Origin of the sequence: Rhodococcus antarcticus (genome assembly GCF_026153295.1) — a bacterium.
Lineage (GTDB): Bacteria > Actinomycetota > Actinomycetes > Mycobacteriales > Mycobacteriaceae > Rhodococcus_D > Rhodococcus_D antarcticus.
Map to the genome: position 1 here is coordinate 469,892 of NZ_CP110615.1, position 26,099 is coordinate 495,990.

Annotated in this window: 24 protein-coding genes; 21 read left to right on the top strand and 3 right to left on the bottom strand. The window is 74.9% G+C overall.

Annotation, left to right across the window (positions count from 1 at the left end):
- Window positions 1-2 precede the first annotated feature (2 nt).
- Entirely contained in the window at window positions 3-1,361 is a 1,359-nt protein-coding gene (gene mycP, locus RHODO2019_RS02435; RefSeq protein WP_265383463.1) for a type VII secretion-associated serine protease mycosin, read from the bottom strand.
- A 55-nt stretch (window positions 1,362-1,416) separates the two neighbouring features.
- Window positions 1,417-2,871, bottom strand: a complete 1,455-nt coding sequence (eccD, locus tag RHODO2019_RS02440) for a type VII secretion integral membrane protein EccD (protein WP_265384908.1) — start codon at window positions 2,869-2,871, stop codon at window positions 1,417-1,419.
- Window positions 2,872-3,127: 256 nt separating this feature from the next.
- On the opposite strand from eccD, the gene eccCa reads away from it, so the two are divergent.
- From eccCa to RHODO2019_RS02495, 11 genes are all read left to right on the top strand, one after another.
- A complete protein-coding gene (gene eccCa / locus RHODO2019_RS02445; RefSeq protein WP_265383464.1) occupies window positions 3,128-7,150 on the top strand; it encodes a type VII secretion protein EccCa in 4,023 nt (1,340 codons plus the stop codon).
- A gap of 25 nt (window positions 7,151-7,175) precedes the next feature.
- Window positions 7,176-8,870 carry a type VII secretion-associated protein gene (locus RHODO2019_RS02450; protein ID WP_265383465.1) on the top strand — a complete coding sequence of 565 codons (1,695 nt, stop codon included), beginning with the start codon at window positions 7,176-7,178 and terminating at the stop codon, window positions 8,868-8,870.
- The gene (locus tag RHODO2019_RS02455; RefSeq protein ID WP_265383466.1) at window positions 8,863-9,207 is read left to right on the top strand and encodes a hypothetical protein; all 345 of its coding nucleotides are present in this window, start codon (window positions 8,863-8,865) and stop codon (window positions 9,205-9,207) included. The genes RHODO2019_RS02450 and RHODO2019_RS02455 overlap by 8 nt, the downstream gene beginning before the upstream one ends.
- Window positions 9,208-9,383: 176 nt before the next feature.
- Window positions 9,384-9,701: a WXG100 family type VII secretion target gene (locus RHODO2019_RS02460; protein WP_265383467.1), complete on the top strand. Its 318-nt coding sequence runs from the start codon at window positions 9,384-9,386 to the stop codon at window positions 9,699-9,701.
- 39 nt (window positions 9,702-9,740) lie between these two features.
- On the top strand, window positions 9,741-10,034 hold the full coding sequence (locus RHODO2019_RS02465; RefSeq protein ID WP_265383468.1) for a WXG100 family type VII secretion target: 294 nt from the start codon (window positions 9,741-9,743) through the stop codon (window positions 10,032-10,034).
- 323 nt (window positions 10,035-10,357) lie between these two features.
- Entirely contained in the window at window positions 10,358-10,801 is a 444-nt protein-coding gene (rplM, locus tag RHODO2019_RS02470) for a 50S ribosomal protein L13 (RefSeq protein ID WP_265383469.1), read from the top strand.
- A 44-nt stretch (window positions 10,802-10,845) separates the two neighbouring features.
- Window positions 10,846-11,373 carry a 30S ribosomal protein S9 gene (gene rpsI / locus RHODO2019_RS02475; RefSeq protein ID WP_265384909.1) on the top strand — a complete coding sequence of 176 codons (528 nt, stop codon included), beginning with the start codon at window positions 10,846-10,848 and terminating at the stop codon, window positions 11,371-11,373.
- Window positions 11,374-11,480: 107 nt separating this feature from the next.
- On the top strand, window positions 11,481-12,860 hold the full coding sequence (glmM, locus tag RHODO2019_RS02480) for a phosphoglucosamine mutase (protein ID WP_265383470.1): 1,380 nt from the start codon (window positions 11,481-11,483) through the stop codon (window positions 12,858-12,860).
- Window positions 12,861-12,965: 105 nt separating this feature from the next.
- A complete protein-coding gene (locus RHODO2019_RS02485; RefSeq protein ID WP_265383471.1) occupies window positions 12,966-13,274 on the top strand; it encodes a hypothetical protein in 309 nt (102 codons plus the stop codon).
- Window positions 13,275-13,518: 244 nt separating this feature from the next.
- Complete coding sequence (locus RHODO2019_RS02490) at window positions 13,519-15,894, top strand: WXG100 family type VII secretion target (RefSeq protein WP_265383472.1); 2,376 nt, start codon at window positions 13,519-13,521, stop codon at window positions 15,892-15,894.
- Complete coding sequence (locus tag RHODO2019_RS02495) at window positions 15,891-16,241, top strand: hypothetical protein (protein ID WP_265383473.1); 351 nt, start codon at window positions 15,891-15,893, stop codon at window positions 16,239-16,241. Before RHODO2019_RS02490 ends, RHODO2019_RS02495 begins: the two co-directional genes overlap by 4 nt.
- A 6-nt stretch (window positions 16,242-16,247) precedes the next feature.
- On the opposite strand, the gene RHODO2019_RS02500 is transcribed toward RHODO2019_RS02495, so the two are convergent.
- The gene (locus tag RHODO2019_RS02500; protein ID WP_265383474.1) at window positions 16,248-17,072 is read right to left on the bottom strand and encodes a dienelactone hydrolase family protein; all 825 of its coding nucleotides are present in this window, start codon (window positions 17,070-17,072) and stop codon (window positions 16,248-16,250) included.
- Window positions 17,073-17,156: 84 nt separating this feature from the next.
- On the opposite strand from RHODO2019_RS02500, the gene glmS reads away from it, so the two are divergent.
- From glmS to groES, 10 genes are all read left to right on the top strand, one after another.
- Window positions 17,157-19,019 (top strand): glutamine--fructose-6-phosphate transaminase (isomerizing), encoded by a 1,863-nt coding sequence (gene glmS / locus RHODO2019_RS02505; protein ID WP_265383475.1) that lies wholly within the window; start codon window positions 17,157-17,159, stop codon window positions 19,017-19,019.
- A complete protein-coding gene (locus RHODO2019_RS02510; RefSeq protein WP_265383476.1) occupies window positions 19,016-19,387 on the top strand; it encodes a holo-ACP synthase in 372 nt (123 codons plus the stop codon). The genes glmS and RHODO2019_RS02510 overlap by 4 nt, the downstream gene beginning before the upstream one ends.
- A gap of 13 nt (window positions 19,388-19,400) precedes the next feature.
- Window positions 19,401-20,840 (top strand): NAD(P)H-hydrate dehydratase, encoded by a 1,440-nt coding sequence (locus tag RHODO2019_RS02515; protein ID WP_435532162.1) that lies wholly within the window; start codon window positions 19,401-19,403, stop codon window positions 20,838-20,840.
- Window positions 20,837-21,967 carry an alanine racemase gene (gene alr, locus RHODO2019_RS02520; protein WP_265383477.1) on the top strand — a complete coding sequence of 377 codons (1,131 nt, stop codon included), beginning with the start codon at window positions 20,837-20,839 and terminating at the stop codon, window positions 21,965-21,967. The genes RHODO2019_RS02515 and alr overlap by 4 nt, the downstream gene beginning before the upstream one ends.
- Entirely contained in the window at window positions 21,964-23,010 is a 1,047-nt protein-coding gene (locus RHODO2019_RS02525; RefSeq protein WP_265383478.1) for an alpha/beta fold hydrolase, read from the top strand. Before alr ends, RHODO2019_RS02525 begins: the two co-directional genes overlap by 4 nt.
- Entirely contained in the window at window positions 23,003-23,446 is a 444-nt protein-coding gene (gene tsaE, locus RHODO2019_RS02530; RefSeq protein ID WP_265383479.1) for a tRNA (adenosine(37)-N6)-threonylcarbamoyltransferase complex ATPase subunit type 1 TsaE, read from the top strand. Before RHODO2019_RS02525 ends, tsaE begins: the two co-directional genes overlap by 8 nt.
- 11 nt (window positions 23,447-23,457) lie before the next feature.
- Window positions 23,458-24,096 (top strand): tRNA (adenosine(37)-N6)-threonylcarbamoyltransferase complex dimerization subunit type 1 TsaB, encoded by a 639-nt coding sequence (gene tsaB / locus RHODO2019_RS02535; protein ID WP_265383480.1) that lies wholly within the window; start codon window positions 23,458-23,460, stop codon window positions 24,094-24,096.
- 26 nt (window positions 24,097-24,122) lie between these two features.
- Window positions 24,123-24,575 carry a ribosomal protein S18-alanine N-acetyltransferase gene (gene rimI, locus RHODO2019_RS02540; protein ID WP_265384911.1) on the top strand — a complete coding sequence of 151 codons (453 nt, stop codon included), beginning with the start codon at window positions 24,123-24,125 and terminating at the stop codon, window positions 24,573-24,575.
- Window positions 24,572-25,603, top strand: a complete 1,032-nt coding sequence (tsaD, locus tag RHODO2019_RS02545; RefSeq protein ID WP_265383481.1) for a tRNA (adenosine(37)-N6)-threonylcarbamoyltransferase complex transferase subunit TsaD — start codon at window positions 24,572-24,574, stop codon at window positions 25,601-25,603. The genes rimI and tsaD overlap by 4 nt, the downstream gene beginning before the upstream one ends.
- 172 nt (window positions 25,604-25,775) lie before the next feature.
- Window positions 25,776-26,075, top strand: coding sequence for a co-chaperone GroES (gene groES, locus RHODO2019_RS02550; protein WP_265383482.1), 300 nt, complete (start codon window positions 25,776-25,778; stop codon window positions 26,073-26,075).
- Window positions 26,076-26,099: the final 24 nt, after the last annotated feature.

A 26,099-nucleotide genomic window follows, 5' to 3' on the forward strand; every position in this document is an offset into this window, starting at 1 on the left:
GCTCAGCTGCTGCACCGCCGGGACCGCTGGACGGCGTTCAGCACGGCGAAGGTGACCAGCACGGTGCCCAGCGCTGCGGCCGAGCCGATGAAGGCGACCGCGCGCGGCCTCGAGCTGGGCGTGGGGGGCGCCGGCGGGACGACGAACGCCGCGCTCGTCTGGTCCATGCCCTGGGGAGCGATCGCCGCGGGGAGCACGGTGACGGCGGCCGCGGGGTCCACCACGCCGTGGCCGACGAGCTCGTCGAACCCTCCGGCCGGGGCCTGGGCGGTGGCCTCGATGCGCGCCATCACCTGGCGCGGGGTCAGCTCGGGGAAGCGGGCGCGCACCAGGGCCACCGTGCCGGCGACGTAGGGGGTGGCGAAGCTCGTGCCCTGGATCGGTCCGGGTGCGCCGTTGCCGGCCGGGGCGAGCTGGTTGACGAGCGCGGGCCCGCCCACGGGGTTGAGCGAGACGGTGCCCTCCCCGGGGGCGGCCACGTCCACCCACGGGCCGGCCAGGGTGAACGGCGAGGGCCGGCCGTCCTCGCCGACCGAGCCCACCGCGAGCACGTAGTCGTCCCACCACGCCGGGCTCACGGCGGTGACGGGCGGGGTCACGCCGTCGGAGGGGTTGGCCCTGCAGTCCCCGCTCGGCTCGGCGTTGCCCGCCGCGGCCACGACGACGACCTTCTTGACGTCCACGGCGTACTGCAGGGCCGCGCCCACCTGGTCGTCGCTGCCCAGGGCCGCGCCGGCCACGCCACAGGCCGCCTCGGAGATGTTGATGACCGTGGCTCCCTGGTCGGCCGCCCACACGATCGACCTGGCCAGGGTGCTGAGGTCGCCCGGCTGGCCCTTCCTGCCGGGCGGCTGGCTCGTGGTCGTCTCGTACAGCGCGCTGTACTGGCGCACGCTGAGGATGGTGGCGTCCGGGGCCACCCCGGCGTAGCCCGACGGGTCGGTCGGGTCGCCCGGTGCCGCCGGCTTGGCGCCGATCTGGCTCGCGACGATGGTGCCGTGGCCGTCGCAGTCGGTGCGCCCGTCGGTACCGGCGACGTAGTCGCCGCCCGGGGCGACGGTGAGCCGGGGGAGCGGGTTCACGCCGGTGTCGATCACGGCGACCACCTGCCCTGCGCCGCGACCGAACTTCCACGCCGCCTCGTAGCCCAGCTGCCGCTGGGCCCAGGGCTTGGTGACGATGGACGGCGTCGTGCTCGCGGTGCCAGCCAGGCAGGCCGTGGTCTGCGCCGCCGCCGGGTCGGGTGTGGGGGGTGTCGATGCGGGCAGCACCCCGAGCGGACCGGGCCCCACCGGGGCGGTCGGCTGGGCGCTCGCGGTACCGGCGCCCAGAGCGGCGGGGGACACCGCGAGCACGGCCACGACGACCAGGGCGGCAGCGCGCCGAGCAGCCGCCCTGCGTCCCCCGGGCCGCACGTCAGAGCCCGCGCATCGTCGCGTAGAGGTCCATCACGCCCAGGGCCAGCGGCAGCACGGCCGCGATGAGCAGCGCCTCGAGCACCTCGACGGCGCGGCGCATCGGCGGGGAGAAGCGCTGGCGGGGGAACACCACACCGAGGACGAGCGCGACCACGCCGAGCGCCACCGTCGCGCCGAAGACCAGGACGAGGCGGGTCGAGTCGTCCGCACCGACCATCCAGCCGATGACGAGACCGCCGGCGGTGAGCAGCCCGGCCGAGAGCAGGGCCACCGCCTGCACCCCGTTCGCGTAGGTGCGGGCACGCAGCATGAGCACGGCGGCCACGGTGGCGGCCAGCACCACCCCGACCGTGCCGTGCGGGCCGGCCAGCAGCCCGCCGACGGCAGCGGCCGAGCCGAACCCCACCACGAGACCCGTCAGGTACTGGTGGCCGAGGGCCGCCTGTCGCTCGATCGTGATGAAGTCCGGGAAGTCCGCCGTGTCGTCCTCGTTGAGCTCCCGCGCGGTGGTGGGGACGGCCGGGAGCGGCAGCCGCGCGAGCTGGATGGTCAGCCGCGGCGCGAAGGACAGCCCCACCAGGGCCACCGCCGCCGTCCCCGCCGCGATGCCCGCCACGGGGTGGGCCACCAGCACGGCCACCAGGCTCGCCCCGGCCCCGAGCAGCGAGGCGGTGGCCGCAGCGGTGAAGACGGTGACCCCTGCGCGCAGGAGACCGGTGGCCGCGGCGGCGAACACCACCACCGCCACGAACGCGAGCAGCAGGTTCGGACGGCCGGGGCCGTCCGGCACGCCGTAGAGCCCGGCCACGAAGGCCAGCGGGAGCGCGGTCGCGGCGAGGACCGTGCCGGCGCTCGGGTCGCGGTAGACCCGGCTGAGGACGGCGCCCACGGCGACCAGCAGCACGCCGACCACCCCGGCGGTGACCGCCTCGGCCAGGCCGGGGCCGGCCAGGTACAGGGCGACGGCCGCGGCGAGCAGCGCGGCGACGGCGGCGCCCGCCCCGAGGGCCCGCGCGGTCGCCTCGGTCCAGGGGCGGTAGCTGCCCGGCGTGCTCAGGGCGACGGCATCGATCACGTCGTCGAACAGCGGCGGGGGCGGGGACTCGGCGCGCTTGCACAGCTGCAGCAGCTCCCCGTCCAGGACGCCCGACCCGGTCAGCGTGCGGGAGCTCTCCAACGGCGCCTGCCCCAGGCGGGCCAGGGCCCACCCGCCGTGCCGCGCCCCGCCGTCCGGGGTGGACTCGCGCGCCATCTCCAGCAGCATGGGAAGCAGGTCGGCCACCGCGACGTCCGAGGGCAGGGCGACGTCGATGCGGGTGCGGGGTGCCACCACGGTGACCCGACTGAACACGGCGGCACCGCCACCCGTGGCTGCACGCCCGGCGGGGGCCGGCGGGGTGGAGGCCGCTGCGCTGGAGCCCGCTGCGCCGGAGCCCGTCGTGGCTGCCGTCATCGTCACTGCCGCTCCGCCCCCGCCGGGCGTGGGTACCCGGCTGTCATCGTCGTGTCCCGCCCGTCCCGGCCCCGGCGGCGCTGCACGCAGGTGTGCGCGGAAGCGGACTGTGGGGGCGGGCTCGGCCCTAGTATGACCGGGCTCGGCCGCCGTGGACGCGGTTCGGCGGAGCCCGGATCCGATCAGGTGACCCGGGTGGGGCCCGGGCCGGGGGAGCACCTGGTCGGTCGACGCAGGTGACGGGGGAGTCGCAGCGATGAGCACGGTCCAGTACAAGCGCACCGCTCGCCTGCCCGCACCCCGCACGCCCGGCGGTGAGGTCCACCTGGAGGCGCCGCCGGAGGTGCCGCGGGTCGTCCCGGCCGGCATCGTCATGAAGATCATGCCGGTCGTGATGGTCGTCGCCATGCTCGGGATGATGGGGCTGGTCTTCTCCGGGAGCGGTGTCACGCGGAACCCGACGGTCCTGTTGTTCCCCATGATGATGGTGATGTCGATGGTGGGCATGGTCGCCGGCGGCGGGGGCAAGGGCGGTGGCCAGCGCAAGTCGGAGATGAACGAGGACCGCAAGGACTACCTGCGCTACCTCGGCCAGATGCGGGAGCGGGCCCGCGAGGCGGGCGACGAGCAGCGCGCCGGCCTCGAGTGGACCCACCCGGACCCCGAGGCGCTGTGGTCGATGGCCCGCACGCGCCGGATGTGGGAGCGCCGACCCGGCGACCCGGACTTCTGCCACGTGCGGGTCGGACGGGGGAACCAGCGCCTCGCGACGCGGCTGGTGCCGCCGCAGACCGGTCCCGTCGACGAGCTCGAGCCCATCTCCACGGTCGCGCTGCGTCGCTTCGTGCGGGCGCACTCGGTGGTGAGCGCGCTGCCCATCGCCATCTCGCTGCGCGGCTTCGCCGCCGTGGGCATCACCGGTGAGGAGGAGACGGCCCGGGGTCTGCTGCGGGCCGTGGTGGCCCAGCTCGCGACCTTCCACGCCCCGGACGACCTCCTCGTGGCCGCGGTGGTGGGTGGTCCGGCGCGCCAGCAGTGGGAGTGGCTGAAGTGGCTGCCGCACGCCCAGCACCCGGGGCGCACCGACGCGGTGGGCTCGGAGCGGCTGCTGTTCTCCTCGCTCGCCGCGCTCGAGGAGAGCCTGGCGGAGCAGCTCGGCGACCGGACCCGCTTCAGCCGCAGCGCGCCGCCCCTGCCCGAGCAGCCGCACCTGGTGGTCGTGATCGACGGCGGCGAGGTCAGCGGCGAGGAGCGGATCCTGCTCGAGGAGGGCCTGGCCGGGGTCACCCTGCTGGACATCTCCGACTGCCTCGGCACGCTCCCCGCCCGACGCGGCCTCCGCCTGGTCGCCACGCCGGCCGGCGTCGGGGCGCGCAGCGCCTCCGGGGTGGAGAAGTTCGCCGATCCGGACACGATGACGCCCGAGCAGTGCGAGGCGCTGGCCCGGACGCTCTCGCCCTACCGCGTCGGTGCCGGGGGTTCCTCCGAGCCCGGTGACGAGCCGCTGCTCAGCAACGTCGGCTTCATGGACATGCTCGGCCTCGCCGACGCGATGACCTTCGACGTGGCCCAGGCCTGGCGCCCGCGGCCCCTGCGCGACCGGCTGCGGGTACCGGTGGGCATCGGTGAGCAGGGCCAGCTCGTCGACCTCGACATCAAGGAGTCCGCCCAGGAGGGCATGGGGCCGCACGGGTTGTGCATCGGGGCGACCGGATCGGGGAAGTCGGAGTTCCTGCGCACCCTGGTGCTGGGGCTCATCGCGACCCACTCGTCCTCGGCGCTGAACCTCATCCTCGTCGACTTCAAGGGAGGGGCCACCTTCCTCGGCCTCGACAGGGCCCCGCACGTCGCCGCGACCATCACGAACCTGCAGGACGACCTGACCATGGTCGACCGGATGAAGGACGCGCTGGCCGGGGAGATGAACCGGCGCCAGGAGCTGCTGCGCTCGGCGGGCAGCTTCGCCAACGTCAAGGAGTACGAGCGGGCGCGGGAGAACGGCGCGAACCTCGACCCGCTGCCCGCCCTGTTCATCGTGGTCGACGAGTTCTCCGAGCTGCTGAGCCAGAAGCCCGACCTCGCCGACCTGTTCGTCCAGATCGGCCGCCTCGGCCGGTCCCTGCAGATGCACCTCCTGCTGGCCAGCCAGCGCCTGGAGGAGGGCAAGCTCCGCGGGCTCGACAGCCACCTCTCCTACCGGGTGGGGCTCAAGACGTTCTCCGCGTCGGAGTCGCGCGCCGTGCTCGGCGTGCCGGACGCCTACGAGCTGCCCAGCATCCCCGGCTCGGGCTACCTCAAGTTCGACACGTCCGCGATGGTGCGGTTCAAGGCCGCCTACGTCTCGGGTCCCTACCGTCCGACCGCGGTCGGCTCGGTCTCCAGCACGGCTCCGGTGACCGGTGACCGGCGCCCGCGGCTGTTCGTGCCCGAGCACGTGGAGCCCGACCAGGTGGACGTGTCCATCCCCGAGGACACGGCCCCGGACCCGCTCCCGGGGGCCATGCCGTCCTCGGGGGTGGAGGAGACGCTGCTCGACGTGATCGTCAAGCGCGTGCAGGGGCACGGCCCGCCCGCCCACGAGGTGTGGCTGCCCCCGCTGGACGTGCCGCCCACCCTGGACGAGCTGCTGCCGCCGCTGGTCCTGACCCCCGACCGCGGGCTCACCGCTGTCGGGCACCCCGCGAACGGCAGCCTGTCGGTGCCGCTGGGGGTGGTGGACAAGCCCTTCGAGCAGCGCCGGGACAACCTCTGGGTCGACCTCTCCGGCGGGCAGGGCCACGCCGTCGTGGTGGGCGGCCCGCAGTCGGGCAAGTCGACGGTGCTGCGCACGCTCATCACCTCGATGTCCCTGACGCACACCCCGGCCGAGGTGCAGTTCTACTGCCTCGACTTCGGCGGGGGCACGCTGGCGGCGATGGCCCAGCTGCCGCACGTGGGCTCGGTGGCCGGCCGCCTCGACGCGGACCTCGTCCGCCGCACCGTCGCCGAGCTGGCCGGCCTGGTCCGGGCCCGCGAGCTCCGCTTCCGCGACACGGGCGTCGACTCCATGGCCGACTTCCGGGCCCGCAAGCGCCGCGGCGAGGTTCCCGACGGCCCGGACGGCGACCCCTACGGCGACGTGTTCCTCGTCATCGACGGCTGGCTGTCGTTCAAGACCGAGTTCGAGGCGCTCGAGGCGCAGGTGACCAGCCTCGCGGGCCAGGGCCTGGCGTACGGGGTGCACGTGGTGCTCGCCACCGCGCGGTGGGCCGAGATCCGGCCGGCGCTCAAGGACCTGCTCGGCACGCGCATCGAGCTCCGGCTGGGTGACACCTCGGAGTCCGACGTGGACCGCAAGCTCGCGGTCAACGTGCCCCAGGGGCGGCCCGGGCGCGGCCTCTCCCGGGACAAGCTGCAGATGCTGGTGGCCCTGCCGCGGATCGACGCCGACGCCAACCCGGCCGACGTCGCCCGCGGCATCGCCGACGTGGGGGCCCAGCTGACGTCGGCCTGGCGCGGCCGGCCGGCCCCGCGCATCCGGATGCTGCCCGAGCGGTTCCCCTACGACGACCTCGTGGCCGCGACCGCCAACGACGGCAGGGTCCGGCTGCAGGTGCCCGTGGGCATCGACGAGGACGAGCTCGCCCCGGCCTACCTCGACTTCGACGCCGAGCCCCACCTGCTGGTCTTCGCCGACGGCGAGTCGGGCAAGACGACCCTGCTTCGCACGATCTGCACGGAGATCCTGGCCCGCAACACCCCCGCCCAGGCCAAGCTCATCATCGGCGACTACCGGCGCACGATGCTGGGGGTGGTGGAGTCCGACCACCTGGCCGGCTACGCGGCCTCGGCGCAGGTGCTCACCACGATGATCGCGGAGGTGGCCGGCTACCTGGCCAAGCGGATGCCGGGTCCGGACGTGACGCAGGAGCAGCTGCGCAGCCGGTCGTGGTGGAGCGGGCCCGAGATCTTCGTCGTGATCGACGACTACGACCTGGTGGCGACGGCCAGCGGCAACCCGGTGCTGCCGCTGCTCGACCTGCTGGCCCAGGCCAAGGACGTGGGGCTCCACCTCGTCATCGCCCGACGCAGCGGCGGTGCGGCGAGGGCGCTGTACGAGCCGGTCATCGCCCGCCTGCGCGACCTGGCCGCGACGGGGATCGTGATGAGCGGCAGCCGGGACGAGGGTGCGCTGATCAGCACCGTCAAGCCCTCGACGATGCCCCCGGGGCGCGGCACGCTGGTCAGCCGCAGGGGTGGGACCCGCCTCGTCCAGCTCGCCTGGCAGCCGCTCCAGTGACCGCCGCGACGCCCACCCCGCGGCCGTGACGGTCCGGGTCGCGGTCGATCTCGGGACCTCCTCCACCTGCGTGGCGATCGCCGTGGACGGCGCCGAGCCCCGTGTGGTCGTGGTGGACGGCAGCCCGCTCATGTCGAGCGCGGTGTGGGCAGACGGGCGCGGCGTGTTCGTGGGGGCGGAGGCCGAGCGGCAGGCCTCGATCGACCCGGCGCGGTTCGAGCCGCACCCGAAGCGGCGGGTGGACGAGGGCTCCCTGCTGCTGGGGGACACGGTCCTGGGCGTGCAGCAGGCCCTGGCCGCGGTGCTGCGCCGCGCGGTGGCCGAGGCGCGCGCGGTGCTCGGCGGGGCGGCGGTGGACGAGCTCGTGCTCACCCACCCGGCCGACTGGGGGGGCGTCCGCACCGGGGTCCTGGTGGCCGCGGCCGGTGGGCTCGCCGCCCGGACCCTGCTGGTGCCCGAGCCGGTGGCCGCGGCCGTGCAGCACGCCGCCGGGGTGGCTCCGGGGACCCTGCTGGCGGTGCTCGACGTGGGCGGCGGCACCACCGACGTCACCGTGCTCCGGCGCACGGCCACCGGGTTCACCGTCCTGGCCACCCGTGGGGACCCCGGGTTCGGCGGGGTGGACGTGGACCAGGCGCTGCTCGAGCACCTCGGGTCGGGGCTGGTGGGGGAGCAGCGCAGCGAGTGGGACGCCGTCGTGCTGGGTCGTGGCCTCGAGCAGCGTCGTCGGCGACGGATCCTCACCGCCGATCTCCGTGGGGCGAAGGAGACGCTGTCCCGGCACGCCTACGCCGACGTCGCGCTGCCCGGGGCGCTTCCGGACGCCCACGTCACCCGGGACGACCTGGAGCGGCTGGTGGGCCCGCGGGTGGCAGCGGTGGTCGACCTGCTCGGCGCCGCGCTGGCCGACGTGCGGGCCCTGGACGCCCAGGGGCGCAGCACCGCTGCGGTGCACCTCGTCGGTGGGTCCAGCCGCATCCCGCTGGTCTCCCGGCTGGTGCACGCGCGGCTCGGGGTGCTCGCCGTGTCGACCGACCAGCCCGAGACCGTGGTGGCCCGAGGTGCGCTGCTCGCGGTGCGGCCCCCACCGCCGCACCCGGGCCCGACCGCGGCCCCCGCGGTCACGCAGCCGGACCCGACCGCGCCCGTCCCGACCGGTCGCCGCCGAGGCCGCCTCCTCCGGCTCGGCGGCCCGCTGCTGCTGGTGGCGGTGGCCGTCGTCGTCGCGGTGGTGCTGCTCACCCGGGACCCGCAGACGCGGACGGTCCAGGCCCAGCACGCCACCGTGGTGGTGCCCGACACGTGGCGGGAGGCTGCGCGCAGCGAGGACGGCGCCACCGCGCGCCTCGTCCTGAGCGCGACGGGGTCGTCCGCGGACCCCCGGCGCCTGCTGCTGGTGCAGACCAGGTTGAGCGGGGGGGCCGGCGCGGCGGAGGTTGCGTCGGCCCTGCGGGAGCAGGTGGCCGGGGCTGCAGCGCCGGGGGCCGGCACGGGGTCGGCGTACGACTCCTTCGACGACGGGGCGGAGTACGCCGGACGGGCGGTCATCCGCTACCGGGAGGTTCCGGACCCCGGGAGCGCGGTGGACTGGTTCGTCGTCGTCGAGGGCGGCTACCAGCTGAGCGTGGGCTGCCAGCACCCCGCCGCCGACGCGGGTCCCGACGGTGGTGCCGGGACGTGCGAGCGGGCCGTCGGCAGCGTGCAGGTCAGTGGTGGATGAGCAGCAGCCGGGCGCGGACGCCCGGAGCCGGGCCGAGCAGTCGGTGCTGCGCGCGGAACGGGCCCTGCGTGACGGGCGCGCGGAGCTGGCGGAGAGCCGGGAGCGCGCGGAGAGGTTGCGCCACGACCCGCAGCAGCGCGCGGCACCCGACGCCGGGACGGCGACCCCGGCCGAGCTGCGGGCCGACGCGGTCGCCTTCCGGGAGCGGCTCGGGCTCGCCCCGGCGGTGCCCGCCCCGCGGCCCGCGGACCCGGCCGCCCCGCGGCCCGCGGACCCGGACGCCCCGCCGGCGGAGGACGAGCCCTTCGAGGACACCGCAATCCTGTACCGACCGTGACCCACGGCGACGTCCTGACGTGCAGCGTTCGCTTTGGCAACCGACTTCGACGAACTGCGACCGCTGCGGAACGATCCTGCGAGAGTGCTCGTCGTAGGGGTTGTCAGCACACCGGCGGGGTCCACCACCCGGACGTCGCAGTGCAGGTCAGCACGAAACTTCCAGGAGGGAATCCCATGTCCGGAACTACCCAGGTCACCCCCGCCGAGCTGGCGACCATGTCGCAGCAGGCCGCGGACGCGAACAGCAGCGTGCAGGGCCAGCTCAGCCAGGTGCGCGGCGTGATCGACGGCGTGCGCAGCGGCTGGGAGGGTCAGGCCCAGGCTGCCTTCTCCGGCCTCATGAACCAGTGGGACACCGACGTCAAGAAGCTCAACGATGCACTCATGGGCATCAGCGACACGCTGAAGGCGTCCGGCACGTCCTTCGACCAGGCGCAGCAGGACCACGTCGCGACCATCAACCAGGTCGCCAGCAGCTCCCTGAACCTCTGACCACCCCCACCCCACAGCACTGAAGGAGGAGACACCCTCATGAGCGACATGATGAAGTACAACCACGCAGCCATCGGCGAGGCCAGCGCGTCCCTGGCGGGCAACAGCCAGCAGATCAACAGCATCCTCGAGGACCTCAAGGGCCAGCTGAAGAAGCTGGACGCGGGCTGGGAGGGCGAGGGCTCCGACGCCTACCGCGTCCTCAAGGTCCAGTGGGACCAGGCCGCGGAGAGCCTGAACAACACCCTCCGCAAGGTCAGCGACGTCGTCAGCCAGGGCAACGACGCCATGAAGGCCAGTGACAAGTCCGCTGCCGGCGCCTTCGGCGGCTGACCAGCCCGTCGCGCCGCGTGCGCGCACCGGTGCCCCGAGACCTCCACGGTCCCGGGGCACCTGCGTGCCGGGACCACCTCCGCCGGCCGCTCCGCCCGCCGCCGGCGGCGCCGGGACCAGCGTGGACGGGGCGCTTTGACCCGTGACGCGGCAGGGCGGTATCGTTCCGGGTCGGCGTGCGGAACGCCGTGGTCGTGGCCTATCGCCCTCGCGGACGAGCCCCTCGGCCACGTGCCGGTCGTGAGCCTCCCGGTGTCCGACCGCGAGGCTCCACCGCACTCGCACCGTCAGACCTGCTCAACCCGAGAAGACGAGGAAGTCCTGTGCCTACGTACAGCCCCAAGGCCGGTGACGTGACCCGCACCTGGCACGTCATCGACGCCACCGACGTGGTGCTCGGCCGCCTCGCCGTGCAGGCAGCGACGCTGCTGCGCGGCAAGCACAAGCCGATCTACGCGCCGCACGTCGACACCGGCGACTTCGTCGTCATCATCAACGCCGAGAAGATCGCGGTCAGCGGCAACAAGCGCGAGGACAAGTTCCTCTACCGCCACTCGAACTACCCCGGTGGCCTGCGCAAGCGCTCCGTCGGCCAGATGATCGACACCATGCCCGAGCGGCTCGTGGAGAAGGCCGTCACCGGCATGATCCCGAAGAACAAGCTGGGCAACGCCATCGCCGGCAAGCTCAAGGTGTACGCCGGGCCGAACCACCCGCACGGCGCGCAGAAGCCCGTTCCGTTCGAGATCATCCAGGTCGCCCAGTGACCACCGCAGAGAGCGCCTCGTCCGAGGGCGCGGAGGAGCCGCAGATGACCACCGCCGAGACCCCGGACGCCCCCGAGGCGGTCGACACCGCCGAGACGGTCGAGACCGACGTCTCCGTCGAGGAGGTCGCCTCCGAGGTGGAGCCGGAGACCGTCGCCGAGGCGCTCCGGGTGCCCGTCGTCATGGAGCGGCCGATCCTCACCGTCGGTCGTCGCAAGGAGGCCGTGGTGCGCATCCGGCTCGTCCCCGGCACCGGCAAGTACACGCTGAACGGCAAGCAGCTGGCCGAGTACTTCCCGAACAAGGTCCACCAGCAGCTCATCAACGACCCGTTCGTCCTCACCGAGCGCACCGAGACCTTCGACGTGCTGGCCCGCCTGCACGGCGGCGGGACCTCGGGCCAGGCCGGCGCCCTGCGCCTGGCCATCGCCCGGGCGCTCATCGAGGTGCAGCCGGACGACCGCCCCGTCCTCAAGCGGGCCGGCTTCCTGACGCGTGACCCGCGTGCCACCGAGCGCAAGAAGTACGGCCTGAAGAAGGCCCGCAAGGCGCCCCAGTACTCCAAGCGCTGAGCCGGGTCGGTCCGCCGACCCACCCAGCCCGCACGGCCCGCACACGAGAGCAGGCGTCCATCTCCACCCGGGCGCCTGCTCTCGTGCACCCGGAGGAGCTCCGACCCATGGCAGCCCAGGACCCCACCCGCCCCCGTGCACCGGAGCCCGTCCCGGCCCGCAGGCTCTTCGGCACCGACGGGGTGCGTGGCCTCGCCAACGCCGAGCTCACCGTGGAGCTCGCCCTCGCCCTCGCCTCGGCGGCCGCGGAGGTGCTCGTGCCCGCCGGCGGCGCTGGTCGCGGGGTGGCCGTGCTCGGACGTGACCCCCGGGCCAGCGGGGAAATGCTGGCCGCCGCCGTCACGGCCGGGCTGACCGCAGCGGGTGTGGACGTCCTGGATGCAGGGGTGCTGCCGACCCCGGCGGTCGCGCACCTGGTCGGTGCGGTCGGTGCCGACCTGGGGGTGATGATCTCCGCGTCCCACAACGCCATGCCCGACAACGGGATCAAGCTGTTCGCCGCGGGCGGCCACAAGCTCGACGACGCGGCCGAGGACCAGGTCGAGGCGTGCCTCGGGTCCGGGTCGCGGCGCCCGACCGGAGCCGGGGTGGGGCGGGTGCGCACGCTCGACGGTGCGGCCGGGACGTATCTCGCGCACCTCGCCGTCGCCAGCCCGGAAAGACTGGACGGGCTGCGGGTGGTGGTCGACTGTGCGCACGGGGCGGCCTCGTCGGTGGCCCCCGCGGCCTACCGGGCGGCCGGGGCGGAGGTCGTCGAGCTGCACGCTGATCCGGACGGGCTGAACATCAACGACGGGTGCGGCTCGACCCACCCCGAGGACCTCCAGGCCGCGGTGCTGGCGCACGGGGCCGACCTGGGCATCGCGCACGACGGGGACGCCGACCGCTGCCTGGCTGTGGATGCAGCCGGGACGCTGGTGGACGGTGACGGCATCATGGCGGTGCTGGCGCTGGCCATGCACGAGGCCGGCGAGCTCGCGGGGGACACCCTCGTCACCACCGTGATGAGCAACCTGGGCCTGCACCTGGCCATGCGGCAGGCCGGCATCGAGGTGCGGACCACGGGCGTCGGTGACCGGTACCTGCTCGAGGAGCTGCGTGCGGGCGGCTACAGCCTGGGCGGCGAGCAGTCCGGCCACGTCGTGCTGCCGCGGCACGCCACCACCGGGGACGGCGTGCTCACCGCCCTGCGGCTGATGACCCGCGTCGCCACCACCGGAACGGCCCTGCACGAGCTGGTGTCGGTCGTGCGCACGCTGCCTCAGGTGCTCATCAACGTCCGGGTGACCGACAAGGCCGCCGTCGCCGTGGACCCGTCGGTGCTCGGCGGGGTGGCGCAGGCCGAGGCGGAGCTCGGCGGCGCCGGGCGGGTCCTGCTGCGTCCCTCGGGCACCGAGCAGCTCGTGCGCGTGATGGTCGAGGCACCCACCGCGGAGTCCGCCCAGCACCTCGCGCAGCGGCTGGCCGGTCTGGTCGGGTCGGTCTAGGGCGAAACCGGACGGGCCGGTTCAGGGACTCCCTACGCTCCGGGGGAACCGGAGTCCCGCGCGGCGCGTCGGACCTCGGAAGATCCCGACGAGGAGAGGTCCGCCATGAGCGACCACGTGGACGTCCTGCGGGACGAGGTCTCCGCATCCGCCAACCGCTTCCGTGCGGTGGGGGACACCGTGCAGGACGCGGTCGGCAAGGCCGGCGCCTGCTCGTTCGGCTCGGGCACGGCGGGCAGGGAGTACAGCGCCCAGGGCAGCGCGGTCCAGGCGGCCACCTCCACGGTGGTGCAGGTCGTGATGGCCTGGCAGAGCACCACCGGCGACGTGGCCGACTCGGTGATCGGTGCGGTCGACGCGTACACCGCCCAGGAGGCCAGCACCACGTCCGCCGTCACCGCGATCGTGGCCTGATGGGGTTCTTCGGTCCCCTCGGTGACGCTCTCGACGACGGGATCAGCGCTGTCTCGGGTGCGGTCTCCGACACGGTCGAGGCCGGGGTCGGGGTCGTCAGCGACACGGTGCACGCGGGCGTCGACCTCGCGTCCGACGTGGTCACGTACGAGGTCGACGCCGCGGCAACGTCCTCGACGCGGCCGGTCACGTCATCAAGGCCGAGATCAACGCGGCCGGCCAGGTCGTCGACGCAGCCGGCACCGTGATCGGCGCCGCCGAGGACTTCGCGACCAGCCCCTACGGGATCCTCGGCCCGATCGGGCTGCCGTTGTGGGGCCTGTCGACGCTGTTCGGTCACGACGACCCGTCGAAGGCCGAGCAGGTCGCGGCTCTGGGTGGGGGACAACCCAACGCCGACGTCATCCTCGACCTCGCCTCGGACTGCGTGCGGCTGTTCGAGGTGTGGCGACCGCGGATGGTGGCGGCCGGCCAGAACCCTGGCACGACGTGGGACCAGGCCGCGGCCATGTTCGACCGTGAGCGGGGCATGAGCTTCGCGACGCTGCGCGCCGATGCCCAGCACCTCTCCGACACCGTGACCCAGCTCGCCGACGCCTCGTCGGCCCAGCGGGCGGAGGCCCAGTCGCTGGCGTCGACCTGGCAGGGCGACGGCGGCACCGCGGCGCAGACGTACCTCACCAGTTTCCAGTCCACCTGCGGATCGGTGATCGCCGATCTCGTCAAGGGCGGGGCGGCACTGAACGCGTGCGCCGACCAGGTGGAGAAGGCGGTCAAGGACAAGGCCCAGGCCGTGCTCCCGTCGTACCAGGAGACGATCGGGGGCATGTCACCCGCTGACGTCGACGACGTGATCGCGGCCTCGAAGCTCGACGGGGACTCGTGGATCGACAAGGTCGCAGGCCTGCTGGGCTTCACCTTCCTCGGCCCGCTGTCGCTGCTCACCGACAGCCTGTTCGACGAGCTCAAGCACGAGATCGCGGAGTCCGCGCGCGGCTGGCTGCAGGACGTCTTCGCGCCCAGCTACACCCAGGCGGCGGACTCCTTCGTCAGGATCTGCGACGCCACCTCGGACTCCGTGCGGGAGATCTACGGCGTCGCCGCCCAAGCGTTCGACGGCTTGGACCCCGCTGGGTTCACCCCCCTGGGCACCGGCATCCCCGGTCCGGTACCGGTCGCCAAGCCGGGGCCGGTGGCGCAGGAGCCCACCCCCGACAAGCCGGACGCCACGGACCAGGGCTCGGGGGGCCAAGGCTCTGGCGGTGGGGGAGGTGTGCCGGGCGGTGGCGGTGTGCCCGGCGGTGGCGGTGGCGGGATGCCCGGCGGCGCGCCCGGTGCGTCGCCCTCACCTGTCGCGTCCCAGGGCCTTCGGCCTGTGCCGGGCGGCGACCAGGTGACCGGACCGGTGCCGGCCACGACTCCGCCGGTGGCGCCCACGACTGTGCCGGTGGCGCCCGCGACCGTGCCGGTGGGCCTGCCGCAGGGCGCCGGGTGGGTCAGTGATCCCGCCACCCTCCCGCAGGGCTGGACCATCGACCCGGGTACCGGCCAGCTCCTGCCGCCCGGGGCTCCAGGTTCAGCAGGGGACCCCGAGGTCCACTCGTCGGCGGCAGACGCGCTGCTGGACGGCGACGGCAACGGTGATCTCGGTTCGAGCGCCGCCAGGACGCACGGCCCCGGATCGACAGACCCCGGCGGCGCCGCCCTTCCGGGCGCAGGGACCGTGGTGGGGGGACCAGCGTCGACCGGCCCGCTGGGCGGAGCACCCGGTGCGGCGTCGAACGGGGTGACCGGATCGGTCATCACGGTCGCCGACGACGGGGTGTCCATGCAGATCTCGGCCTCCGACGCGGGGGGCCCGGGCGCGCACGTCCAGGTCACCGACGCGGCAGGCGAGGTGTCCGGCTACCGCGTGGAGATCGGTCCGGACGGGGCACCACAGCTCGTGCCGGACCCGGCGGCCACAGCACCGGTCGCCGCACCGTCCACAGCACCTGTCGCAGCGACGGCACCGGCCCGGACGCCTGACGCGCCGGCGTCCGGTGGCGGCGCTCCCTCCGGGCAGACAGCAGGCGGGAGCCCGGTGGGTCAGGCGTCCGCGTTCGACGCGCGCTCGGACAGCGCTCCGGCCGCGGGGGTCACCTCCGGTGGTGGGGGTGCGCCGTCCTTCGGCGCGCAGGACGCCGCCGGCTCCTCGTCGGACCCCGGGACCGCGGCGGCTGTCGCGCCCGGCCCGGAGGGCCCGGTGGCCGCCCAGGTCCGCTCGGCCGCAGTCGGCAGCCCGTGGTCCGATCCCCAGGAGGGCGCCCAGCACGACGGCTCGGGGGCCTCGCTCGCCTCGACTCAGGCCACCACCGGCACCCACGCGGCGAGCGGTGCAGTCCTGGCCGGTACCGAGGACGGGGCGTCGTCGGGGTCCTCGGCCGGGGGTCCGAGCGGGATGGCGGGCACGGGCGGAGCCGCCGGTGGTGGTGGTGGGAGCGAGCCGCAGGAGCACCGCGTCTCGCAGCAGTGGCGGGTGCTGGACGACACGTTCACCCTCGAGGCCAGGACGTGGTCCTCGTTCAGCGACGTGCTGGGCGAGGGTGGCACGAGCGACGAGGAGCAGGTGGAGCGGTGACCGAGCTCGACGTGGCGACCCAGGAGCGGCTGGCAGCGGTGACCGAGCGGCGGCAGCGGGTCCTCGCGGGGGCGCTCGATGCCCTCGCGCTGGCCCGCACCAACGCGGCGCGCTCGGCGCACGGTCTGGAGATCGCGGCGGCCGGCACCTCGGCCGAGGTGTCCGCCGCCGCGGTCGAGGCGGAGAAGGGCGGGTGGGGCCACCGGCCGGACACCACCGAGATCGTGGTCGGGGACCCGGACGCCGCCGAGGACCCGTCCGCGGCACCGGTGCCGCGCACGAGTCGGTCCGGGACCGGCGGGGGTGCCGCCGACGACGAGGTGGAGGGTCGGGACTGGCTCCGCTGAGGGCGCCTAGGCCGCTGAGAGGTCGACCACGGTGGTGCGCTTGATCTCCGCGGTGGCCGAGGCGAGCTCGGCGAAGCGCTCGTCATCGGCGAGCTGACCCAGCAGGAAGCCGGTGACGAGCGCCCGCACCACCCGCTGCGTCTTCTTCTCGGAGCCGCCGTCGAGGAACAGGTCCCCGAGGTGGCGCCCCTCCAGCAGCCCGATGTCGGACGCGCCCGTGACCGTGCGCACGGAGACGGGTCCCTTCCACGCCGCGGCGATCTTCTCCGCGTTCGAGGCGGCCGGGGTGACGCTGTCGTCCTCCGCGTCGAGGAAGAGCCCGGGAACCGTGACCCGCGCGGCGGCGTGCACCGCCGACGGGCTGGTCTCGGCCGTCGCGAACCCGGCGAAGGCCTTCACCCGCGGGTCCTGCGCAGCCAGGAGCACCGCGGCCCCGGCGCCCATCGAGTGGCCGGCGACGCCCAGCCGGTCGGGGTCCACGCTGATCTCCCCGGGGCCCAGGCGCACCTTGGAGCACACGTCGAGCGCCGTGGCGAGATCGGCGGCCAGCCCGGCGTGCGAGGGCAGCGGACCGCGCTCGGTGGCGGGTGCGGCCACGACGATCCCCCACGACGCCAGGTGGGCCAGGGTTCCCAGGTAGCGGTGCACCGGCTGCAGCCAGGCGTGACCGAACGCGACGGCCGGCAGGCCGAGGCCGCGCTCGGGGGTCATCAGGACCCCGGGCAGTCCCGCCAGGGCGAGGTCCCCGCGCAGCACCCGGTGCGGTCCGCGCCGCGAGAGCTCGGCGACCACGGACTTCAGGTTCCCGGACTTCCCACGTCTGCTCGCCACGCGGCGACGCTAGCCGATCACCGGGTGCTCGACCGCTCCGTCGGACGTGCGGTGTCTGCCCCCGACGCCAGTAGGGTCGAGATCATGTGCGGAATCGTGGGTTACGTCGGACACCGCCAGGCCCTCGGCGTGGTGGTCGAGGGGCTGCGGCGCATGGAGTACCGCGGTTACGACTCGTCCGGGGTCGCCGTGCTCGACGGTCACGGACACACCGCGGTGGACCGCAAGGCGGGCCGGCTGGCGAACCTGGAGGCCGAGCTCGCGGGCGCCCCCGCGGAGAGCTTCGTCGGCACCACCGGCATGGGCCACACCCGCTGGGCCACGCACGGCAAGCCCACCGATCGCAACGCGCACCCCCACCAGGACTCGACGGGGACGGTCAGCGTCGTCCACAACGGCATCATCGAGAACTTCGCCGCCCTCCGCACCGAGCTCGAGGCCGCCGGGGTGGAGCTGACCAGCGACACCGACTCCGAGTCGGCGGCGCACCTCGTCGCCCGGGAGTACCGGCAGGGCCCCTCCGCCGGCGACTTCCCCGGCGCGGTCCGGGCCGTGTGCCGCCGCCTCGAGGGTGCGTACACCCTGGTGTTCACCCACTCCGACCACGCCGGCACCATCGTCGCGGCGCGGCGATCGACCCCGCTCGTGGTGGGAGTGGGGGACGGGGAGACGTTCGTGGCCTCCGACGTGTCCGCGTTCATCGAGCACACCCGGGAGGCCGTCGAGCTCGGCCAGGACCAGGTCGTCGTCATCACCGCCGACGGGTACGAGGTCACCGACTTCGAGGGGGTGCCCGCGACCACCCGCCCCTTCCACGTGGACTGGGACCTCGCCGCTGCCGAGAAGGGGGGATACGACTACTTCATGCTCAAGGAGATCCAGGAGCAGCCCGCCGCGGTGGCCGACACGCTGCGGGGCCACCTGGTCGACGGGCGGATCGTCCTCGACGAGCAGCGCCTGACCGACCAGGACCTGCGTGACGTCGACAAGGTGTTCGTGGTGGCCTGCGGCTCGGCGTACCACTCGGGCCTGCTGGCCAAGTACGCCATCGAGCACTGGACCCGGCTGCCCGTCGAGGTGGAGCTGGCCAGCGAGTTCCGCTACCGGGACCCGGTGCTCGGCCGCTCCACGCTCGTCGTGGCCATCTCCCAGTCGGGCGAGACGGCCGACACGCTCGAGGCCGTGCGGCACGCCAAGGAGCAGAAGGCCAAGGTGCTCGCCATCTGCAACACCAACGGGTCGCAGATCCCGCGCGAGGCCGACGCGGTGCTCTACACGCGGGCCGGCCCGGAGATCGGCGTCGCCTCCACGAAGGCCTTCCTCGCCCAGCTCACCGCCAACTACCTGCTGGGACTCGCCCTCGCCCAGGCCCGGGGCACCAAGTACACCGACGAGGTGGTCCGCGAGTTCGCCGAGCTCGAGGCCATGCCGGACGCCGTGGCCCGGGTCCTGGAGACGGTGGAGCCGGTGCGGGCGCTCGCGCGCGAGCTGAAGGACTCGAGGGCGGTGCTGTTCCTGGGTCGGCACGTCGGCTACCCGGTGGCGCTCGAGGGTGCCCTCAAGCTCAAGGAGCTCGCCTACATGCACGCCGAGGGTTTCGCGGCGGGAGAGCTCAAGCACGGACCCATCGCCCTGATCGAGGAGGGCCTGCCGGTCATCGTGGTGATGCCCTCGCCGAAGGGGCGCGCGCTGCTGCACTCGAAGATGGTGAGCAACATCCGCGAGATCCAGGCTCGGGGTGCGCGCACGGTGGTCATCGCCGAGGAGGGCGACGAGACGGTGCGTCCGTTCGCCGACCACCTGATCGAGATCCCGGCCGTGTCGACCCTGCTGCAGCCGCTGGTCTCCACCGTGCCGCTGCAGGTGTTCGCCGCCGAGCTGGCCCAGGCCCGGGGCTACGACGTGGACAAGCCCCGCAACCTCGCGAAGTCGGTGACGGTGGAGTGATCGTCGGCGTCGGCACGGATCTCGTCGGGGTGCCGCGGTTCGAGGCGTCCCTGGTCCGCACCCCGGGCCTGCTGCCCCGCTGCTGGACCGACGCGGAGCGCGTGACGGGTCGGGGCGCTGTCCGCCGCCCGCGCTCGCTGGCCGCCCGCTTCGCCGCGAAGGAGGCGGCGGCCAAGGCCGTGGGCGCCCCCCGGGGCTGGAGCTGGCACGACGTGGAGGTGGTGGTGGGCCCGGGCGGGCGTCCGCTGCTCCGGGTCAGCGGTCTGCTGGGTCGGATCGCCGCGGACGCCGGTGTGACCCACTGGCACTGCAGCCTGACCCACGACGCGGACCTGGCGCAGGCCGTGGTGATCGCCGAGCGGCTGTGACGGGGACGACGCCGTGATCCCCGCGCACGAGACCGCTGTCGTGCGGTCGGCGGAGGCGGCGGCCAACGGGACCCACGGTGACGCCGCGATGATGAGGCGGGCCTCGTTCGGCCTGGCCACCGTGCTCGCCGCGGAGCTGCACGCCCGGACGGGTGGGGTCGCCGGGCGGGCAGTGGTGCTGCTCGTGGGGTCCGGCGGCAACGGCGGTGACGCCCTGTGGGCCGGCGCGTTCCTGGCCCGCCGCGGGGTGGCCGTGACGGCCGTGCTGCTGGTGCCCGACCGCGCGCACCCGGCCGGGCTCGCGGCGCTGCTGCGCTCCGGGGGTCGGGTGGGGACCGAGGTCCTGGGTGCCGACCTGGTGGTCGACGGGATCGTCGGGCTCTCCGCGCGGGGGCCGCTGCGCCCGGCGGCCGCCGCGCTCGTGGACCAGGTGCGGTCCCCGGTGGTGGCCGTGGACTCCCCGAGCGGCGTCGACCCGGACACCGGGGTGTCCGACGGGCCCGCCGTGTCGGCCGCGGTGACCGTGACCTTCGGCGGGCTCAAGCCGGTGCACCTGCTGAACGCCGGGGCCTGTGGGCGGACCGTGGTGGTGGACATGCCGTTCGCGCTGCCCCCGGCCCGGCTGGGTGCGCTGTCGCGGACCGACGTCGGGGCGCTGTGGCCGGTGCCCGGGGCGGCCGACGACAAGTACACCCAGGGCGTGGTGGGTGTGGTGGCGGGCTCGGCCACCTACCCCGGCGCCGCGGTGCTGTGCACGGGGGCGGCGGTGACGGCGACCTCCGGGATGGTGCGCTACGCGGGCTCCGGGCGCGAGGCCGTGCTGGCGCGGTTCCCCGAGGTGGTGGCCGTCGACGAGGTGGCTGACGCCGGACGGGTGCAGGCCTGGGTGGCCGGGCCGGGCCTCGGCACCGGGGCGCACGCGCTCGGGGTGCTGCGTCACGTGCTCGACAGCGACGTCCCGGTGCTGCTCGACGCGGACGCGATCACCGTGGTCGGTGAGCACCCGGAGCTGCTGGAGCGCCCCGCGCCGACCCTGCTCACGCCGCACGCCGGGGAGTTCGCCCGGCTGACGGGCAGCGCACCGACGGCGGACCGGGTGGCCTCCGTGCGGGCGGCGTCGGCCGAGCTCGGCGTGACGCTGCTGCTCAAGGGGGCCACGACCATCGTCGCCGATCGCGACGGTCGGGTGCTGGTGAACCCGGCGACTACGTCCTGGGTGTCCACCGCGGGGGCGGGCGACCTCCTCTCGGGCCTCGTCGGGGCCCTGCTCGCCGCCGGGCTGGACCCGCTGCACGCGGCGGCGGCCGGGGCGCACGTGCACGTGCTGGCCGCCGAGCTGGCTGCGGTGTCCGCGGGCACGGGCGCACCGGTGTCGGCCTCGCCCGTGCTGGAGCACCTGCGGGCGGCGGTGCGGACCGTCCGCGGGGACGTCTGGGAGGATCAGCGACGATGAGCCCCCGCGCCGAAGCCGTCGTCGACCTCGACGCGATCGCCCACAACGTCCGGACGCTGGACGCTGCAGCCGGCTCGGCCGGGGTGATGGCCGTGGTCAAGGCCGACGGCTACGGCCACGGCGCCGTGGCCACCGCGCGTACCGCGCTGGCCGCCGGAGCCGTCGAGCTCGGGGTCGCGACGGTGGACGAGGCCCTCCAGCTGCGCACCGCCGGGATCACCGCGCCGGTGCTGAGCTGGCTGCACGCCGTCGACGACGACTTCGGCGCGGCCCTCGCGGCGGACGTCCAGGTATCCGTGAGCTCGCCGCGGCACCTGTCGGCCGTCCTCGCCGCCGCCCGGGCCACCGGCCGCACCGCCGTCGTGAGCCTGAAGGTGGACACCGGGCTGAACCGCAACGGGGTGTCGGCCACCGAGCTCGACGGCACGCTGGTGGCGCTGGCGGGGGCGCAGGCCGAGGGGGCGGTCCGCCTGCGCGGGGTGTTCTCCCACCTCGCGCGCGCCGATGAGCCCACCCATCCCGTGGTCGACGCCCAGGCCGCGCGGCTGCGCGAGGTCCTGGCCACCGCGGCCCGCCACGGTCTGGTCCCCGAGGTGGTGCACCTGGCCAACTCCGCGGCCACCCTCACCCGTCCCGACCTGTCCTTCGACCTGGTGCGCCCCGGGATCGCGGTCTACGGGCTGAGCCCGGTGCCCGCGCTGGGCGACCTGGGCCTGCGCCCGGCGATGACCCTGCGTGCGCGGGTCGCACTGGTGAAGCGGGTGGCGGCGGGGCAGGGCGTCTCCTACGGCCACGTGTGGACCGCGCCGGCCGACACCACGGTGGCGCTGCTGCCGGTGGGCTACGCCGACGGGGTGCCCCGCGGGTTGAGCACCCGCTTCGACGTGCTGCTCGGGGGGGTGCGGCGGCCGGTGGTCGGGCGGGTGTGCATGGACCAGCTGCTCGTCGACTGCGGCCCGGACGGCGGCGGGGTGGCCGAGGGGGACACCGCGGTGCTCTTCGGCCCCGGCGGTGACGGTGAGCCCCGGGCGCAGGACTGGGCCGACACGCTGGGGACCATCCACTACGAGGTGGTCACCGGGGTGCGGGGGCGCGTGCGCCGCACGCACGTCGGGGCCGGGGCGTGAGCAGCCGGAGCCGGGCGGGGCTCGTCGGGGGGGCGGCGGTCGGTCTCGCCGCCGCCGGGGGGGCCGCCGCCGCTGCGGTGAGCACGCGCTCCCGGCACCGTCGCAGCCTCGCCGACCCGGTGGCCCCGGAGCTGCCCGCCACCCGGGTCTCCACCGTGGCCGCCGACGACGGTGTCCCGCTGGTGGTCGAGGAGGTCGGGCAGAGCGAGGCCCCGCTCACCGTCGTGCTGGTCCACGGGTTCTGCCTGGCGATGGAGTCGTGGCACTTCCAGCGCGCCCTGCTCGCCGAGCGGCCGGGCACCCGGGTGGTGCTCTACGACCAGCGCGGGCACGGGCGCTCCGGCACCCCGCGGCAGGCCTCGTGCACCATCGAGCAGCTCGGCCGCGACCTGCAGGAGGTCCTCGGGGCCGTGGTGCCCCGCGGGCCCGTCGTGCTGGTGGGGCACTCCATGGGCGGCATGACGGTGATGGCACTGGCCCGGCAGCGCCCGGACCTGTTCACCTCCCGGGTGGTGGGGGTGGCCCTGTTCTCCACCGCGGCCGACGGGCTCGCGCTGGGCCGCCTCGGCCTCACCGCCCGAAACCCGGTGGTGGCCGGGCTGCGCCGACTCTCGCGGTTGCGTCCGTCCCTGCTCAGGCTGGGTCGCACCCCGGTGGACGCGCTGATCTCGCCCCTGGTGCGGGCGATGTCCTACGGCGACCGCCACCTCAGCCCCGCGGTCGCCGAGCTCTCCGAGACGATGATCGCCGACACGGCGGTGCGCACCATCGCTGACTTCCTGCCCGCCCTGAGCGGCCACGACGAGCACGCGGCGCTGCCCGTGCTGGCCGGGCGCCCGGTCCTGGTGCTCTGCGGCGACGGCGACCGGCTGACCCCGCTGCGGCAGACCAGGGTGATCGCCGACGAGATCGGGGAGGCCGATCTCGTGGTGGCTCCCGGGGCCGGGCACCTGGTGCAGCTGGAGCAGCCCGTGCTGGTCAACCACGCCCTCGAGCGCCTGCTCGAGCGCTCCGTCGCAGCGAGCACCGCCGCCCGTGCGTGAGGAGCTGGTCACCCCGGCGGACACCGAGGCTCTCGGCCAGCGGCTGGCCGCCTCGCTCGGCGCCGGGGACCTCGTCGTGCTGGACGGCCCGCTGGGAGCCGGCAAGACCGTGCTGGTGCGGGGCCTCGCGCGGGGCCTCGGCGTGCACGGGCCGGTGACCTCCCCGACGTTCGTCATCGCCCGCACGCACCGCCCGGGCCCGCGCGGGATCGGCCTGGTGCACGTGGACGCCTACCGCCTCGGTGGGGCCGGCGACCTGGCTGGTGAGCTCGACGCCCTCGACCTCGACACCGACCTCGAGTCGGCCGTGGTGGTGGTGGAGTGGGGTGAGGGCGTGGTGGAGTCCCTGACCGACCGCCACCTGCTGGTGCGGCTGGGTCGCGCGCCGGACACCGAGACCCGCACGGCCACCTGGGAGTGGCGCACGCGCGGGTAGCCTGGCCCACCGTGCTCGTCCTCGTGCTCGACACCGCCACGCCCGCCGTCACGGCCGCCGTGGTGCGGGTGGACGGTGCGGGAGGCCGGCTGCTGGCCGCACGCGTCACCGTCGACGCCCGCGCGCACGCCGAGGTGCTCACGCCGAACCTGCTCGCCTGCCTGGTCGAGGCGGGGGTGCAGGTGCAGGAGGTGGACGCCGTGGTCTGCGGCACCGGCCCCGGTCCCTACACCGGGCTCCGGGTGGGGATGGCCACCGCGGCCGCGCTGGGCGACGCGCTGGGGGTGGCCGTCCACGGGGTCTGCAGCCTGGACGGCATCGGCGGTGCGACCGCGAGCACGGGCGAGCTGCTGGTGGTCACCGATGCCCGTCGCCGGGAGGTCTACGCCGCCCGCTACACCGACGGGCGGCGCACGCGGGGACCCTGGGTGCAGCGCCCCGCCGAGCTGGACCTCACGGGGGTCACCACGGTGGCCGGGGCCCTCGCCCTGGCCACCCCGCTGGGGCTGCCGGTGCTCGGCCCCGAGCACCCCGACCCGCTGGCGCTGGTGGCCGCGGCCGACCTCGGCTCCGCGCCACCGCCGTTCACCCCGCTCTACCTGCGTCGGCCGGACGCGGTGGAGCCCGCCCGGGTGCAGGTGCCCGGGTGAGGACCGTACCCGTCCGGATCACCGCGATGACCGACGCCGACGTGCCGCGCTGCGCCGAGCTGGAGCAGCTGCTGTTCCCCGGGGACGACCCGTGGAGCGCCGAGATGTTCCGGGCCGAGCTCGCGGCCGGCCACAACCACTACGTCACCGCGCGCGACGACGACGACCAGCTGCTGGGCTACGCGGGGCTGGCCCGCCTCGGGCGGCGCAGCGACCCCGAGAACGAGGTGCACACCATCGCCGTCGACCCCGCCCGGCAGCGGGCCGGCACCGGCCGTGTGCTGCTGCAGGACCTGCTGGCCACCGCCGACGCCCACGGCGGGCCGGTGTTCCTCGAGGTGCGCACCGACAACGTCGCCGCCCAGGCCCTCTACGTGGCGCACGGGTTCACCGTGGTGGGCACCCGGCGCGGGTACTACTCGCCCAGCGGGGCCGACGCGTTCACCATGGCACGACCGGCCCCGGGGGGGACGACGTGATCGTCCTGGGCATCGAGACCTCCTGCGACGAGACCGGTGTCGGCGTCGTCCGGCTGCACTACGACGGCGCGGTGCAGCTGCTGGCCGACGAGGTCGCCTCCAGCGTCCAGGAGCACGCCCGGTTCGGCGGCGTGGTCCCCGAGATCGCCTCCCGGGCCCACCTGGAGGCGATGGCCCCCACGGTGCGGCGTGCGCTGGCCACGGCCGGGGTGACCCGTCCCGACGCCGTCGCCGTCACCGCGGGGCCGGGCCTGGCCGGTGCGCTGCTGGTGGGGCTGGCCGCGGCCAAGGCCTACGCCGCGGCGTGGGACGTGCCCCTGCACGGGGTGAACCACCTGGGTGCGCACGTGGCCGTGGACACCCTGGAGCACGGACCGCTGCCACCCTGCCTGGCCCTGCTCGTCTCCGGCGGGCACTCGAGCCTGCTGCGGGTCGCGGACCTCGCGGAGCCCGTGGTCCCGCTGGGGGCCACCGTGGACGACGCGGCGGGGGAGGCCTTCGACAAGGTGGCGCGGCTGCTCGGGCTGGGGTTTCCCGGGGGTCCGGTGCTGGACCGCCTCGCCCGGGAGGGTGACCCCACGGCCGTCCGCTTCCCCCGGGGCATGACGGGCCCGCGGGACTCGCGGCACGACTTCTCGTTCTCGGGGCTGAAGACGGCCGTGGCGCGGCACGTCGAGGGCCTCCAGCGCGCCGGGCACGACGTCCCGGTGGCCGACGTGGCCGCGAGCTTCCAGGAGGCCGTCGCCGACGTGCTCACCATGAAGGCCGTGCGCGCCGCCCGGGACACCGGCATCGACACGCTGGTGCTGGGCGGCGGGGTGGCCGCGAACTCCCGGCTGCGGGCCCTGGCGGAGCAGCGCTGCGGCGCGGCCGGGCTGACCCTGCGCGTGCCGAGGCCCGGGCTGTGCACGGACAACGGGGCGATGGTGGCCGCGCTCGGTGCGCACCTGGTGGCGGCCGGGGCGGCGCCGTCCGCGCTGGAGATCGGCGCGGATCCGGGTCTGCCCGTGACCACCACCCACCTCTGACGACGGGACGGGTGGTGGACCGCTGGCACTCGCGGGGTTAGAGTGCCAGAGACACCCCAGCCCGCCCCGGCTCCCGCGACGACGGGGCAGGTGCAGGAGTCACCCCACTCGTGATCCCCAGTGCCGGGGAACCCCCCGGCACGCTACGACCCAGGAAAGCTGAGGTCTCATCGTGGCGAGCGTCAAGATCAAGCCGCTCGAGGACAAGATCCTCGTCCAGGCCAACGAGGCGGAGACGACGACCGCCTCCGGTCTCGTCATCCCCGACACGGCCAAGGAGAAGCCCCAGGAGGGCACCGTGGTGGCTGTCGGACCCGGCCGCTTCAACGAGAAGGGCGACCGCGTCCCCCTCGACGTCTCCGAGGGCGACACCGTCATCTACAGCAAGTACGGCGGCACCGAGATCAAGTACGCCGGCGAGGAGTACCTGATCCTCTCCGCGCGCGACGTGCTCGCCGTCGTCTCCAAGTAGCACCTCCGGGGCCCTGCTGGGCCC